Origin of the sequence: Xanthobacter sp. YC-JY1, assembly GCF_021730305.1 — a bacterium.
GTDB classification, from domain to species: domain Bacteria; phylum Pseudomonadota; class Alphaproteobacteria; order Rhizobiales; family Xanthobacteraceae; genus Xanthobacter; species Xanthobacter flavus.
Window position 1 is genome coordinate 2,482,598 of sequence record NZ_CP032674.1, and the last position, 12,937, is coordinate 2,495,534.

The 12,937-nt window shown below is 66.9% G+C and carries 14 protein-coding genes, 1 tRNA gene and 1 pseudogene; 14 read left to right on the forward strand and 2 right to left on the reverse strand.

The features are described 5' to 3' along the window. Positions 1 to 14: 14 nt before the first annotated feature. The 5 genes and pseudogenes from D7006_RS11535 to D7006_RS11555 all read left to right on the forward strand — a co-directional run. On the forward strand, positions 15 to 233 hold the full coding sequence (locus D7006_RS11535; protein WP_237356704.1) for an AlpA family transcriptional regulator: 219 nt from the start codon (positions 15 to 17) through the stop codon (positions 231 to 233). Further along, entirely contained in the window at positions 223 to 468 is a 246-nt protein-coding gene (locus D7006_RS11540) for a hypothetical protein (RefSeq protein WP_237356705.1), read from the forward strand. Before D7006_RS11535 ends, D7006_RS11540 begins: the two co-directional genes overlap by 11 nt. A gap of 85 nt (positions 469 to 553) precedes the next feature. Next, the gene (locus D7006_RS11545; RefSeq protein WP_237356706.1) at positions 554 to 802 is read left to right on the forward strand and encodes a type II toxin-antitoxin system Phd/YefM family antitoxin; all 249 of its coding nucleotides are present in this window, start codon (positions 554 to 556) and stop codon (positions 800 to 802) included. A 32-nt stretch (positions 803 to 834) separates the two neighbouring features. Then, positions 835 to 1,260 carry a PIN domain-containing protein gene (locus D7006_RS11550; RefSeq protein WP_237356897.1) on the forward strand — a complete coding sequence of 142 codons (426 nt, stop codon included), beginning with the start codon at positions 835 to 837 and terminating at the stop codon, positions 1,258 to 1,260. Continuing rightward, positions 1,257 to 2,891: pseudogene (locus D7006_RS11555) on the forward strand (recombinase family protein); the annotation flags it as partial. The gene D7006_RS11550 and the pseudogene D7006_RS11555, both read left to right, overlap by 4 nt. On the opposite strand, the gene D7006_RS11560 reads toward D7006_RS11555, so the two are convergent. Then, positions 2,862 to 2,951 (reverse strand) — tRNA-Ser (locus D7006_RS11560). The pseudogene D7006_RS11555 and the gene D7006_RS11560 sit on opposite strands and share 30 nt — an antisense overlap. Positions 2,952 to 3,349: 398 nt before the next feature. Here D7006_RS11560 and D7006_RS11565 point away from each other — a divergent pair. The 6 genes from D7006_RS11565 (at position 3,350) to D7006_RS11590 (ending at position 9,458) form a co-directional block, all read left to right on the forward strand. Next, positions 3,350 to 4,165 (forward strand): septal ring lytic transglycosylase RlpA family protein, encoded by an 816-nt coding sequence (locus D7006_RS11565; protein ID WP_371745113.1) that lies wholly within the window; start codon positions 3,350 to 3,352, stop codon positions 4,163 to 4,165. Positions 4,166 to 4,332: 167 nt separating this feature from the next. Next, positions 4,333 to 5,568, forward strand: a complete 1,236-nt coding sequence (locus tag D7006_RS11570; protein WP_237356707.1) for a D-alanyl-D-alanine carboxypeptidase family protein — start codon at positions 4,333 to 4,335, stop codon at positions 5,566 to 5,568. After that, positions 5,565 to 6,230, forward strand: a complete 666-nt coding sequence (tmk, locus tag D7006_RS11575; RefSeq protein ID WP_237356708.1) for a dTMP kinase — start codon at positions 5,565 to 5,567, stop codon at positions 6,228 to 6,230. Before D7006_RS11570 ends, tmk begins: the two co-directional genes overlap by 4 nt. Then, on the forward strand, positions 6,227 to 7,258 hold the full coding sequence (locus D7006_RS11580) for a DNA polymerase III subunit delta' (protein WP_024279130.1): 1,032 nt from the start codon (positions 6,227 to 6,229) through the stop codon (positions 7,256 to 7,258). The genes tmk and D7006_RS11580 overlap by 4 nt, the downstream gene beginning before the upstream one ends. A gap of 44 nt (positions 7,259 to 7,302) precedes the next feature. Further along, complete coding sequence (gene metG, locus D7006_RS11585) at positions 7,303 to 8,856, forward strand: methionine--tRNA ligase (protein WP_237356709.1); 1,554 nt, start codon at positions 7,303 to 7,305, stop codon at positions 8,854 to 8,856. A gap of 92 nt (positions 8,857 to 8,948) precedes the next feature. Beyond that, positions 8,949 to 9,458 carry a hypothetical protein gene (locus tag D7006_RS11590; RefSeq protein WP_237356710.1) on the forward strand — a complete coding sequence of 170 codons (510 nt, stop codon included), beginning with the start codon at positions 8,949 to 8,951 and terminating at the stop codon, positions 9,456 to 9,458. A gap of 9 nt (positions 9,459 to 9,467) precedes the next feature. On the opposite strand, the gene D7006_RS11595 is transcribed toward D7006_RS11590, so the two are convergent. Next, the gene (locus D7006_RS11595; protein WP_237356711.1) at positions 9,468 to 10,049 is read right to left on the reverse strand and encodes a biotin transporter BioY; all 582 of its coding nucleotides are present in this window, start codon (positions 10,047 to 10,049) and stop codon (positions 9,468 to 9,470) included. A gap of 166 nt (positions 10,050 to 10,215) precedes the next feature. Here D7006_RS11595 and D7006_RS11600 point away from each other — a divergent pair, with 166 nt between their 5' ends. From D7006_RS11600 to D7006_RS11610, 3 genes are all read left to right on the forward strand, one after another. After that, positions 10,216 to 10,992, forward strand: a complete 777-nt coding sequence (locus tag D7006_RS11600) for a TatD family hydrolase (RefSeq protein WP_237356712.1) — start codon at positions 10,216 to 10,218, stop codon at positions 10,990 to 10,992. 17 nt (positions 10,993 to 11,009) lie between these two features. Continuing rightward, positions 11,010 to 11,549 (forward strand): CoA-binding protein, encoded by a 540-nt coding sequence (locus D7006_RS11605; protein ID WP_237356713.1) that lies wholly within the window; start codon positions 11,010 to 11,012, stop codon positions 11,547 to 11,549. 71 nt (positions 11,550 to 11,620) lie between these two features. Further along, positions 11,621 to 12,925, forward strand: coding sequence for an O-acetylhomoserine aminocarboxypropyltransferase (locus D7006_RS11610; protein WP_237356714.1), 1,305 nt, complete (start codon positions 11,621 to 11,623; stop codon positions 12,923 to 12,925). Positions 12,926 to 12,937: the final 12 nt, after the last annotated feature.

The following is a 12,937-nucleotide window of genomic DNA, read 5'->3' on the forward strand; positions in this document are numbered from 1 at the left end:
GAGGCATCGCGGCCATGCGCCACCCAGACCGTATCATCCGCCTGGATACCGTCCGCGACCGGACAGGCCTTTCAAGGTCCACCATCTACCGCAAGATCGCCGAGGGCACGTTCCCGCCCCAGATCAGGATCAGCGTCAACGGCGCCGGCTGGCGGGAATCTGACATCGACCGATGGGTAGCCGATCCCGTGGCGTGGCGACCAGGAATCGGGCGCGGCCTCGATGGCGTCTGATCGCAGTGCGCGCTCCCGCGCCCGGCGCGTCAGGCCGCCCACGGCGTCGGAGCAGCTTGAGACCCTGTTGGGCTATCCGTGGCCGTTTCCCGGCAGGCCGCCCAAGCATGACCTATCCGCCTGGACCGTCACCGACGATTGGCCGCGTCCCGTTCCGGTCACAGAGGCCGAGATCGAGGTGTTCGAGCAATGGTTCGGCGACCTGTTCGACGAACTGTTCGGCTCCGGTGGCTGAGGCTCCAGGCGCCGAAATCGACGTTGAAACCCACCCTCCAATAGATTATATGTAGTCACGTATGGCTACATATGGAGGCGCAAACATGCTGACCATCAACCTCAGAGACGCCAAGGCTGGATTTTCCAGCCTTGTGGATGAGGCTGTCAAAGGAGAGATCGTGACCATCACCCGTCATGGCAAGCCCGTCGCGGCCCTGGTCTCGGTCGAGGCGGCGGAGATCGTCCGCAAGGCGCTCGACCGCAAACGGGCAGGTCTTGTCAGCTATCTCAGGACATTCCCAGGCGGAGAGTTCCCGCGTAACCGCAAACCATCGCGGGATGTCGAGCTTTGAGCGGTTTTCTTCTCGACACCAACGTCGTCTCCATGCTGGCGCCGTCGAAGTCGGAAGCATCCGCTGACTTCCTCACTTGGCTGGACGGCATGGACGGCGATGGCAGGTTATTCCTGTCGGTCGTCTCCATTCATGAGATGGAGAAGCGAATTGCGCTCCTCGACCACAAGGGGGCAACGGCGAAGGCCGCGAGCCTGAAAGCATGGCTCAGTGGCCTTGTCTCCACATACGATGACAAGATCATTGGCTTCGACGCGCAGGCTGCCGCGATCGGTGGGCGATTGGAAGCGAAGGCGCTCGCGGCCGGCCATGATCCCGGCATGGCCGATGCCGTGATCGCCGGCATCGCCGCAGCGCATGAACTCGCCATTATCACCCGCAACACGAAGCATTTCCTGCCGTTCGGTATCGCCGTGCTGTCGCCTGACGAGGCTGCCGCGCAAGGAGACCCGGCATGACCGCTACCTCTTCCACAATCCCCCTGCGCGCCGCCCTCTACCTGCGCGTCTCGACGGCGCGACAGGCCGAGCATGATGTCTCCATCCCTGATCAGAAGCGGCAGGGTGAGGCTTATTGCGCCTCGCGTGGCTACCAGCTTGTCGAGACCTATGTGGAACCGGGCGCATCGGCCACCAACGACCGCCGCCCCGAGTTCCAGCGCATGATCGAAGCAGGCACCAGCAAGCCCGGGCCGTTCGACGTGGTGGTGGTTCACAGCTTCTCGCGCTTCTTCCGCGATCACTTCGAGCTTGAGTTCTACGTCAGGAAGCTGGCGAAGAACGGCGTCAAGCTGGTCTCGATCACGCAGGAAATGGGGGATGACCCCATGCACGTCATGATGCGCCAGATCATGGCCCTGTTCGACGAATACCAGTCCAAGGAAAACGCCAAGCACGTCATCCGCGCCTTGAAGGAGAATGCCCGGCAAGGCTTCTGGAACGGCTCGCTTCCTCCTATCGGCTATCGCGTCGTCGCGGCCGAGCAGCGCGGGGCCAAGACCAAGAAGAAGCTGGAGATCGACCCGCTTCATGCCGACACGGTGCGGCTGATCTATTGCCTCGCGCTGGAAGGTGACGGCACGACCGGCCAGATGGGCGTCAAGAACATCGTGTCCTATCTCAACAGCCGCCGCATCTTCACTCGTGACGGCGGGCGATGGGGCATCGGACAGGTTCACCGCATCCTGACCCGCCGCACCTATATGGGCGAGCACGAGTTCAACAAGCGCAGCAAGACCAAGGAACTGAAGCCGGTCAGCGAGATCGTGACGGTTCCGGTCCCGCCAATCATCGACCGCGAGACCTTCGACACTGTGCAGGCATTGCTCAAGGCCCGCAACCCGAAGGTCGTGCCGTCCGCCGTCATCAGCGGGCCGACCATGCTCACCGGCCTGATCCATTGCGCCAAGTGCGGCGGGGCCATGACGATCCGCACCGGCAAGGGCGGGCGCTACCGCTATTATGCCTGTTCGATGAAGGCACGGCAGGGACCGACCGCCTGTGAGGGCATGGCCGTGCCGATGGACAAGCTCGACGATCTTGTCGCCAGCCATCTGGAAGACCAGCTTCTCCAGCCCGAGCGGCTGGAAATCATCCTCGCCAGTGTTCTCGACCGGCGGCAGGAGCAGTCCGAGCGCCGCCGCGAGCATATCGCCGAACTGAACAAGCGCGCCGCCGAATCAGAACTGCGTCTCAAGCGTCTCTATGACGCCATCGAGGCAGGCGTGGCCGACATCGACGATCCCGCCCTCAAGGACCGCATCGACGGCCTCAAGGCTATCCGCGATCAGGCCAGGGCCGATGCCGACCGGGCGCAGGCGATGCTCGACAACTCGGGAGCCAAGGCCATCACCCCGCAGATGGTCCGCGCCTTTGCCAAGACAGCACGCCAGCGCATCCGCCTCGAAGGCGGCGGCTATCGCCGCGACCACCTGCGCGCGCTCGCCCAGCGCGTCGAAGTCGCGGACGGCGAGGTTCGGATCATGGGATCGAAGACCCGGCTGCTACAGGCGCTTACCGGAAAAAATGGCGTAAACCCAGTGCCCACTCAGGGACTGAAGTGGCGGAAGGGGTGGGATTCGAACCCACGGTGGAGTTGCCCCCACGGCGGTTTTCAAGACCGCTGCCTTAAACCACTCGGCCACCCTTCCAGGCCCCGCGTCGGGGCGGGGCTGTTGTGCCGTCCCATCTAGAACAGGTGCGCGGGCGCGTCGAGAGGGGCGGGCGCGGGGAGGCGTGGACAGGGAGTACGGGCGGGGTTCGGCTCGTCCGGACGATGTCGTTTATGGTATCCTGATGGGCAGCAAGATTGCCGTTTGTTAACCATGGCCGCAACTGCGCCCCATTTTCGCCGTCATTGGACCCCCTGTTGGCGGAATCTGCCGGGGTCCATGCCGATCACGGCGTGTGCGTTCTGTCTCTGCCGGCGGCAGCAAAAGCGGGGAACCGGGCACGGATGATGACGGGATCGGCGAGGACGCAGCGGAACAGGATCGGTCAACTCATACGCGCCGTCACCGGCGCGGGGGCAGTGCCATCCATCCGGGGCGTGCGAACCGTGGCGGTTCTGTCGTCGCTCATCGCCATCGCCGGCTGCGGCTCGGTCGAATCCCTCGGCAGCAAGATCGATCCCATCTGGGGTGTTTCCACCAGCCCGCGCGTGATCGCGGAGGGCGAGCAGGTGCCGCGCGGCGGCGGCAGCTACAAGGTGGGCAAGCCCTACACAATCGGCGGGCGCACCTATGTGCCGGCCGAGAATCCCAATTACATGGCCGAGGGCACAGCCTCCTGGTACGGCAAGGATTTCCACGGCCGCAAGACCGCCAATGGCGAGATCTTCGACATGGGCTCCATCTCCGCCGCCCACAAGACGCTGCCCATGCCGTCCTATGTGCGGGTGACGAACCTCTCCAATGATCGCTCCATCGTGGTGCGCATCAACAATCGCGGACCCTATGTGGGCGACCGGCTGATAGACGTCTCCTACAAGACGGCCGAGCTGCTCGGCTTTGCCCAGCGCGGCATGACCAAGGTGCGCGTGGAATATCTCGGCCGCGCGCCGCTGGACGACGACGACGACATCAAGCTCGCCTCCACCCTGCGCACCGATGGCCGCCCGGCCGACCTGATCGAGGGCTCTCCGGTGCGCGTCGCCTCGGCCAAGCCTTTCGTGCCGGAAGGCCCGCCCCTGCGCCGGGTCGCGGCCTCCGCCCCGCCGTCGGACGAGGCGCCGGTGCCGCCGTCGCGGCCCTATGATCTTGGCCAGACGAGCGGTTCGGGCCAGGTGGTGGCCGGCGCAGGCTGGTCGCAGGGGGCCGCGCCCGTGTCCGGCCTCGGCTTTGCGGGCGTGCCCGGCGAACGCTGAGCCGGCCCGGCTCACCCCCAAGCCGAAGATATCCCCCCAACTCGATTCCCCGAGGGCTTTACCCGGAGCCGGCGCTTCGCGATGATCCCGCCGAATGGGACGTCGTGACCCAAGCCGCGCCGCGGCCGGGACCGGCGCTGCCCGCGTGCCGTATCCGGTGGAGCCAGATGTCCGTGTCCTCCCGCTTCGCTCCCCGCCTTGCCGCTCTTGCCCTTCCCGCCGTCGCGCTGGCTCTGGTGGGCGCGCTGACCGCGCCCCGGCCCGCCGCTGCCCAACAGGCGCAGGGCTTCCAGACCTCGGTTCCCGCCGCCGCGTTGATCGATTTCGAGACCGGCACGATTCTCTACGAGAAGGACGCGGACAAGCGCTTCGCCCCCGGTACGCTGGTGAAGGTGATGACGGCAGACGTCGTCTTCTCCCAGCTCAAGGCCGGCAAGATCGCCCTCGACACCCCCTTCGTGGTGAGCGTGAACGCCTGGAAGCGGGGGGGCGGCCCCTCGGGCGGGGCGGCCATGTTCGCTGAGGTGAACAAGCCGGCCCCTGTGGGTGAGTTGCTCGCCGGCGCACTGGTGGTCTCGGGCAATGACGCGGCCATCGCGCTGGCCGAAGGCGTCGCCAACACCGAGAGCGAGTTCTCCCAGATGATGAATGCCGAGGCGAAGGCCATCGGCATGGCGAATTCCGAGTTCCACAACGCCACGGGCTTCGCCGATCCCGGCCAAGTCTCCACGGCGCGCGACCTCGGCCTGCTCGCCGCCCACATCATCCGCACCTATCCCACCTATTATCCCGTGTTCGCCCGCCCCAACATCGAGTGGAGCCGCATCAAGCAGCGCAATCGCAACGTGCTGCTGGACGCCGGCATCGGCGCGGATGGACTTCAGGTGGGCTGGGTGAAGGATGTGGGCTACCACGCCCTCGGCTCGGCGGTGCAGAACGGCCAGCGCCTCATCGTCGCCACCCTCGGCGCCAAGAGCGAGAAGGAGCGGCTGGAGGAGACGCGCAAGCTGCTGGAATGGGGCTTCCAGTCCTTCCGCCAGCGGCAGATCTTCACGGCGGATCAGGAGATCGGCCGTGCGCAGGTGTTCGGCGGCACGCAGGGCTCGGTCGGACTCGTGGCGAAGGGGGCGGTTTCGATCCTCACGCCGCGCTCGGGCAACGAACGCATCACCGCCAAGGTGGTCTACACCGGGCCGCTGCGCGCACCTGTGGCGAAGGGCACGGAGGTCGGCCGCATGCAGGTCACGCGCGGGCAGGTGAAGGCGCTGGAAATTCCGCTCTACACCGCCGAGGACGTGCCCGTGGGCTCGCTGACGGATCGCGCGCTCGATGGCGGCATGACGCTGATGGGCGACAGCGTGCGCGATCTCTTCAAGAAGGTGCTCGCGAAGGTCGGCAAATGAGCGGCGGTCGCTTCATCACCCTCGAAGGCGGGGAAGGCACGGGCAAGTCCACCCAGGCGCGGCGTCTGGCGCAGCATCTGCGCGCCCTTGGCCGCGAGGTGGTGGAGACGCGCGAGCCCGGCGGCACGCCCGGGGCGGAGGCGCTGCGCCATGTCATCCTTTCCGGGGCGGCAGAACCCCTCGGGCCTGCAGCGGAGGCGCTGCTGTTCGCCGCCGCGCGGGCGGACCATGTGGCCGGGCTGATCGCTCCGGCGCTGGCGGCGGGCAAGATCGTGGTGTGTGACCGCTTCATCGATTCCACCCGTGTCTATCAGGGCGCGGTCGGCGCCGTGGACGCGAGCCTTCTCGATTCGCTTGAAGGGCTCTCCGTTGGCGCCGTGCGGCCGGACCTCACCCTCGTGCTGGACGTGCCACCCGAGATCGGCTTGGCCCGTGCCGCCCGTCGCGCGGCGGGCGCGGCGGCGGACCGCTTCGAGAAAGAGGGCGGTGATTATCACGCCGCGGTGCGCGCTGCCTTCCTCGCGCGGGCGGCGGCGGAGCCGGCGCGCTGTGCCCTGATCGATGCCTCGGCGGATGCGGACGCGGTCGCGGCCGTCATCGCCGATGTGGTGGCGGCCCGCCTCGGGCTGGGCGCCTATGAAATATCGGGCGCGGGCGCATGAGCACGGAGATCGCTGGCGACGTGCTGCCGGGTGCGCCGCATCCGCGCGAGCAAGACCGCCTGTTCGGCCATGCGGCGGTGGAGGCGGATCTGCTGGGCGACTTCCGCGCCGGGCGCCTGCCCCATGCCTTGCTCATCGGCGGGCCGGAAGGCATCGGCAAGGCGACATTGGCCTATCGCCTTGCCCGCGTGGTGCTGGCCGGCGGGCCGGAGCCGGGCGCCCATGATTTGAGCCTGTCACCGAGCCATCCGGTGTTCCGGCAGGTCGCCTCCATGAGCCATCCCGACATGCTCGTGCTGCGCCGGGCGCCGGAGGCGGGGGAGGAGAAGATTCCCACCATTATCCCGGCCGAGATGGTGCGCCGGGTGCGCAGCTTCTTCGGCGCCACGGCGGCGGCCGGCGGCTGGCGGGTGTGCATCGTCGATGCCGTGGATGAGCTGAATGCCTTCGGCGCCAATGCCTTGCTGAAGACGCTGGAGGAACCGCCGCCGCGCGCGCTGTTCCTCCTCATCACCCACGCCCCCGGCAAGGTGCTGGCCACCATCCGCTCGCGCTCGCGCCTGCTGCGGCTGCGGGCGCTGGGGGAGGGCGACGTGCTGGCGGCGCTGGATCATCTCTCCACCGAGATCGGCGACCTCAACGCCGCCGAGCTTCCGGCCGCCGCGCAGGCCTCAGGCGGCAGCGTGCGGCGCGCTTTGACGCTGGCGCGGGGGGAGGGGATGGAGGTGCGCCTCGCCACCCTCAAGGCGCTGGACCAGCTGCCGCGCCCCCGGCCGGAGGACCTGCACGCGCTGGGCACACGGCTCCAGGGCGACCGGGCGGACGGGCTCGACCTGTTCGTGGAGGCGGTGAGCGACTATGTGGCGGCGCAGGCCACGCACGCGGACGTGCCCCGTCATCGCCTTGTCCGCCTCGGCGAGGTGTGGGAGAAGGTGCGGCGCAGCGCGACCGAGGCGGATGTCTTCAATCTCGATCGCAAGGCGCTGGTGTTCCGCATCTTTGCCGATCTGGCCGAAGCCGTGCGCTGAAGCCGTCCCGCCACGGGGATCGGGGAAATCGTCCGAGCCTTTCGATGTCCGTCAAGCCGCCGTTCTACATCACCACCGCCATCGCCTATCCCAACGGCGTGCCCCATATGGGCCACGCCTACGAGGCCATCGCGACCGACTGCATCGCGCGGTTCAAGCGGCTGGACGGCTATGACGTGCGCTTCCTCACCGGCACGGACGAGCACGGCATCAAGATGCTGCAGACGGCCCAGAAGGCCGGCCTGACCCCGCGCGAGCTGCTGGAGCGCAACGTCCCCCGCTTCCAGGCGATGGTGGAGACGTTCAACCTCTCCAACGACGATTTCATCCGCACCACCGAGGCCCGGCACAAGATTTCCACGCAGGCCATCTGGGAAAAGATGGCGGCTAACGGGGATATCTATAAATCCACGTATGCCGGCTGGTATTCCGTGCGGGATGAAGCCTATTACGCGGAAGACGAGACAACACTGAACGATGCCGGTGTTCGGCTCGGCCCACAGGGTACGCCCGTGGAATGGGTGGAGGAGGAGAGCTACTTCTTCCGGCTCTCGGCCTATCAGGACCGACTCCTCACTTACTATGCCGAAAACCCGGGGTTTATAGGCCCTGACACCCGCCGAAACGAGGTTGTCAGCTTCGTGTCAGGTGGCCTTCAGGACCTCTCCATCTCCCGCACCACCTTCGACTGGGGCATTCCGGTGCCCGGCGACGACAAGCACATCATGTATGTGTGGGTGGATGCGCTGACGAACTACATCACCGCGCTCGGCTATCCGGACGTGGATGGCGATTTCGCCAAGTACTGGCCGGCGAACGTGCATGTCATCGGCAAGGACATCATTCGCTTCCACGCGGTGTATTGGCCGGCATTTCTCTGGTCCGCGGGGTTGAAGGCGCCGAAGCGCGTGTTCGGCCACGGCTTTCTCTTCAATCGCGGAGAGAAGATGTCCAAGTCGGTGGGTAACGTCATCGATCCGTTCGACCTTGCCGCGACCTATGGCGTTGATGCCATTCGATATTTCTTCCTGCGGGAAGTCGCGTTCGGCCAGGATGGCTCCTACAGCCACGAGGCCATCGTCAACCGCATGAATGCCGACCTCGCCAACGATCTGGGCAACCTCGCCCAGCGGTCGCTGTCGATGATTTCTAAGAATCTCAATGGCTTGGTGCCGACCCCCGGTCCGCTCTCGCCGGAGGACGAGGCCATGCTCGCCCTCGCCGACGGGATGCTCGCAAAGAGCCGCGAGGCCATGGATGCGCAGGCTATCCATTTGTATCTCAACGCAGTTTGGGCCGTGGTCGCGGAAGCCAACCGCTATTTCGCCGCCCAGGCCCCGTGGGCCCTGCGCAAGACCGATCCCGCCCGCATGGAGACGGTGCTCTGGGTCACCGCCGAGGTGATCCGGCAGGTGGGCATCCTGGTCCAGCCGGTGATGCCGGAGAGCGCCGCCAAGTTGTTGGATCTGGTGGCGATTCCGGCCGAGGAGCGGGGCTTTGACCGGCTCGATCCGGCCTTCCGCCTGCCCGGCGGGCTCGAGCTTCCGACCCCCGTCGGCGTGTTCCCGCGTTATGTGGAGCCGGAAGCCGCCACCTGACGGCAAACATGGGTTGGCACCGGAAATTTCTTAACCTTGCTAGGGTTTTGTAGTTTACAGCACGCGGGGCTGGGGGAACTGGAGCGGTGGGAATGACGGGCGTGAGATGGGTTTCGGCGGCCGCGGTGGCGCTGGCACTGGCCGGCTGCTCCAGCAGCTACGACCGCGCTCCGGCGCCTTCTCCCAACTATGATCCCGTCCCCCCGGCCATGCCCACGGAGGTGCCGCCGCCGGTGCCAGAAGGCCCCGCCGTTCCGCGCATCGAGGTGAAGCTCGCCGGTGCCGACGCCACCCTGGTGCGCGCCCGCATCGCCACCTCCCGCCGCGCCCGGCAATACACCATCACGGTGGACCAGCCGGCCCAACTCATTGCCGAAAAACGCCTTCCGCCGGACGAGGCGATGAAGCGCACCAACGGCCAGAGCCAGGATGCGGCCTTCCGGCTGGACTACATCTTCAACACCTCGGGCGGCAACGTCACGGTGTCGCTGGAAGCCTCCATCGTCACCAATCCCGGCCGCCCCGGCGAGCGCGTGCAGCCCATCACCATGCCCGCCCCGGACGCGGACGCGCTCAAGGAAGAGATCAGCTCGGCCCAGTAGCCGCGCTCCTCAGCGCTGGCGTGGGGTTCCGGCGAGACGCTCCACGGCGATGACGGTGGCGAGCGCCGCAACGGTCTTCACCGCAGCACCCGGCAGGAAGGGCAGGAAGCCCTTCTCGAGCGCGAAGACCGGCCCCATCTTCGTCGCGATCCAGCCGGCCCCCATGACCATCAGCACGAGATGGCCGAGGGCGAGGACGCCGAACAGCGGCAGCGGGCGCAGCCGCGCCCAGGTCTCCTGAAGCCAGCCCACCAGCAGCGTCGTCACCAGAAATCCGACGATGAAGCCTCCGGACGTGCCGGTGAGCATGGCGAGCCCGCTCCGCCCGCCCGAGAACACCGGCAGTCCCATCAATCCGGCAAGAAGATAGATCCCGACGGTGAGTCCGCCGAATTGCCAGCCCATGAGCGCCGCCAGTGAGATGAGCACATAGCTCTGCAGCGTGATCGGCACCGGCTGGATGGGGATGGACAGCTGGGCGCTCCAGGCCAGCAGGGCCACGCCCACGACGAGCAAGGCAATCGCCCAGACGTTGGACGCATCAGCGAGCCGAGCCAAAGCGGGGCGGAACGGGGACTGGGTCTTGAACATGAAAAGTCTCGCCATGGGGCGAGCCGGCCCGGCCCGCGTCGGCCCCCGCGATACCTTTGCCGGAGCCGTCCGGCAAGGCCCGGCCGCGCGTGCGACGCATGGCCCGGCGCCTCGACGGGGAGGGCCGATGCGCTTATGTGAAGCGCGGAACGTCCGTAGGATCATCATGCTCGTCGACAGCCACTGCCATCTCGATTTCCCCGATTTCGCCGCCGAGCTGCCGGACGTGGTGGCCCGCGCCGAGGCGGCTGGCGTCTCCCATCTCGTCACCATTTCCACGCGGGTGCGCCGCTTCAACGAGATCGCCGCCATCGCCGAGCGGTTCGACAGCGTGAGCTGCTCAGTCGGCACCCACCCCCATCAGGCGGGCGAGGAAACCGACGTCACGGTGAAGGACCTGGTGGACCTCTCTCGCCATCCCAAGGTGGTGGCCATCGGCGAGGTGGGGCTGGACTATCACTACGACCTCGGCCCGCGCGAGGCGCAGGAGCACGGCTTCCGCACGCACATCGCAGCGTCGCGCGAGACCGGCCTGCCGCTGGTGATCCACGCCCGCGAGGCGGACGAGGACGTCGCCGCCATCCTGGAGGAAGAGAGCGCCCGGGGCGCCTTTCCCTTCCTGCTCCACTGCTTCACCGCCGGCCCCGATCTCGCCCGCCGGGCGCTGGCGCTGGGCGGCTACATCTCCTTCTCGGGCGTCGTGACGTTCAAGAAGAGCGAGGACCTGCGCGCCATCGCCTGCGATGTGCCGGCGGATCGCATCCTGGTGGAAACCGATTCCCCGTTCCTCGCGCCCACGCCCCATCGCGGCAAGCGCAACGAGCCCTCCTTCGTGCGCGAGACGGCGAAGGTGCTGGCCGAGGCGCGGGGCGAGCCGTTCGAGACCTTCGCCGCCGCAACCACCCGGAATTTCTACACCTTGTTTTCCAAGGCCCGGCGCTGAACGAGGGAGGAGACGTGGTGAACCACGATCGCTACGACGACGCCTATATCCGCTCCCTCCTCTCCGAGGTGAAGACGATCGCCATCGTCGGCGCCAGCGCCAATGCGGCGCGGCCGTCCTATTTCGTGATGAAGTATTTGTCCGAGCGGGGCTATCGCGTCTATCCGGTCAATCCGGGGCAGGCGGGCAAGACCGTGGTGGGGCTCACCTTCGTCGCGTCGTTGAAGGATGTGCCTGAGGCCATCGAGATGGTGGATGTGTTCCGCGCGCCAGAGCATGTGCCCGCCGTTCTTGACGAGGTGCTGGCGCTCGATCCCCTGCCCAAGGTGCTGTGGACCCAGCTCGGCGTGCGCAACGACGAGGCCGCCGCCCGCGCCGAGGCCGCCGGGCTCAAGGTGGTGATGAACCGCTGTCCCAAGATCGAATATGGCCGGCTTTCCGGCGAGATCGGCTGGACCGGCGTCAATTCCCGCACCATCTCGTCCCGCCGTCCGCAGCGGCTGGGCAGCGGGGTGCAGCGGCTTTCCATCGCACCGCGTGGACCGAAATCAATCTAATCGGTAGAAGTACGGAATTATCTATCGAAGCCCGCCGGCATAGAAGGTTGGCACTGACGGAGAAAGCGCCCATGTCCGACGACAACACCCCTGCAGCCCCCCGCGAGCCGGGCTTCGCGACCCTCGCGATCCACGCCGGCGCCCAGCCCGATCCCACGACCGGCGCGCGGGCGACGCCGATCTACCAGACCACCTCGTTCGTCTTCGACGACGTGGACCATGCGGCCTCCCTGTTCGGCCTGCAGGCGTTTGGCAACATCTATACCCGCATCACCAACCCCACCAACGCGGTGCTGGAAGAGCGCGTCGCGGCGCTGGAGGGCGGCACGGCCGCCCTTGCGGTCGCGTCCGGCCATGCCGCCCAGCATCTGGTGTTCCACACGCTGCTGACGCCGGGTGACGAGTTCATCGCCTCGCGCAAGCTCTACGGCGGCTCCATCAACCAGTTCTCCCACGCCTTCAAGAGCTTCGGCTGGAACGTAGTGTGGGCGGACCCGGACGACGTGTCCTCGTTCGAGCGGGCGGTGACGCCGAAGACCAAGGCGATCTTCATCGAATCCATCGCCAATCCGGGCGGCGTGGTGACCGATGTCGCCGCCATTTCCGCCATCGCCAAGAAGGCCGGCGTGCCGCTCATCGTCGACAATACGCTGGCGACGCCCTACCTCTGGCAGCCCATCAAGGACGGCGCGGACATCGTCGTCCATTCGGCCACCAAGTTCCTGGGCGGCCACGGCAATTCCATCGGCGGCGTGATCGTGGACGCGGGCACGTTCGACTGGTCGGCCTCGGGCCGCTATCCGTTCCTGAGCGAGCCGCGGCCGGAATATTCCGGCATGGTGCTGCACGAGACCTTCGGCAATTTCGCCTTCGCGATCGCCGCCCGCGTGCTCGGCCTGCGCGACCTCGGGCCGGCGCTCTCGCCCTTCAACGCCTTCCTGATCCTCACCGGCATCGAGACGCTGGCCCTGCGCATGCAGCGGCATAGCGAGAATGCGCTGAAGGTGGCGCAGTGGCTCTCCGCGCACCCCAAGGTGTCCTGGGTGAGCTATCCGGGCCTCGCGACCGACAAGTATCATGCTCTGGCGCAGAAATACCTGCCCAAGGGCGCCGGCGCGGTGTTCACCTTCGGCCTCAAGGGCGGCTATGAGGCCGGCGTGAAGCTGGTGTCGAATGTCGAGCTGTTCTCGCACCTCGCCAATATCGGCGACACGCGCTCGCTCATCATCCATCCCGCCTCCACGACCCATCGCCAGCTCACCGACGAGGGCAAGACGGCGGCGGGTGCCGGGCCGGAGGTGGTGCGCCTGTCCATCGGCATCGAGGATGCGGCGGACATCATCGGCGACCTCGATCAGGCGCTGGCGAAGATCTGATCTTCCATCCGC

Bases quoted from the DNA above. Each gene is read 5' to 3' on its own strand.
- D7006_RS11535 (WP_237356704.1), top strand. From the start codon at position 15: ATGCGCCACCCAGACCGTATCATCCGCCTGGATACCGTCCGCGACCGG.
- D7006_RS11540 (WP_237356705.1), top strand. From the start codon at position 223: ATGGCGTCTGATCGCAGTGCGCGCTCCCGCGCCCGGCGCGTCAGGCCG.
- D7006_RS11545 (WP_237356706.1), top strand. From the start codon at position 554: ATGCTGACCATCAACCTCAGAGACGCCAAGGCTGGATTTTCCAGCCTT.
- D7006_RS11550 (WP_237356897.1), top strand. From the start codon at position 835: ATGCTGGCGCCGTCGAAGTCGGAAGCATCCGCTGACTTCCTCACTTGG.
- D7006_RS11570 (WP_237356707.1), top strand. From the start codon at position 4,333: ATGTCCGTGTCCTCCCGCTTCGCTCCCCGCCTTGCCGCTCTTGCCCTT.
- tmk (WP_237356708.1), top strand. From the start codon at position 5,565: ATGAGCGGCGGTCGCTTCATCACCCTCGAAGGCGGGGAAGGCACGGGC.
- D7006_RS11580 (WP_024279130.1), top strand. From the start codon at position 6,227: ATGAGCACGGAGATCGCTGGCGACGTGCTGCCGGGTGCGCCGCATCCG.
- metG (WP_237356709.1), top strand. From the start codon at position 7,303: ATGTCCGTCAAGCCGCCGTTCTACATCACCACCGCCATCGCCTATCCC.
- D7006_RS11590 (WP_237356710.1), top strand. From the start codon at position 8,949: ATGACGGGCGTGAGATGGGTTTCGGCGGCCGCGGTGGCGCTGGCACTG.
- D7006_RS11595 (WP_237356711.1), bottom strand. From the start codon at position 10,049: ATGTTCAAGACCCAGTCCCCGTTCCGCCCCGCTTTGGCTCGGCTCGCT.
- D7006_RS11600 (WP_237356712.1), top strand. From the start codon at position 10,216: ATGCTCGTCGACAGCCACTGCCATCTCGATTTCCCCGATTTCGCCGCC.
- D7006_RS11610 (WP_237356714.1), top strand. From the start codon at position 11,621: ATGTCCGACGACAACACCCCTGCAGCCCCCCGCGAGCCGGGCTTCGCG.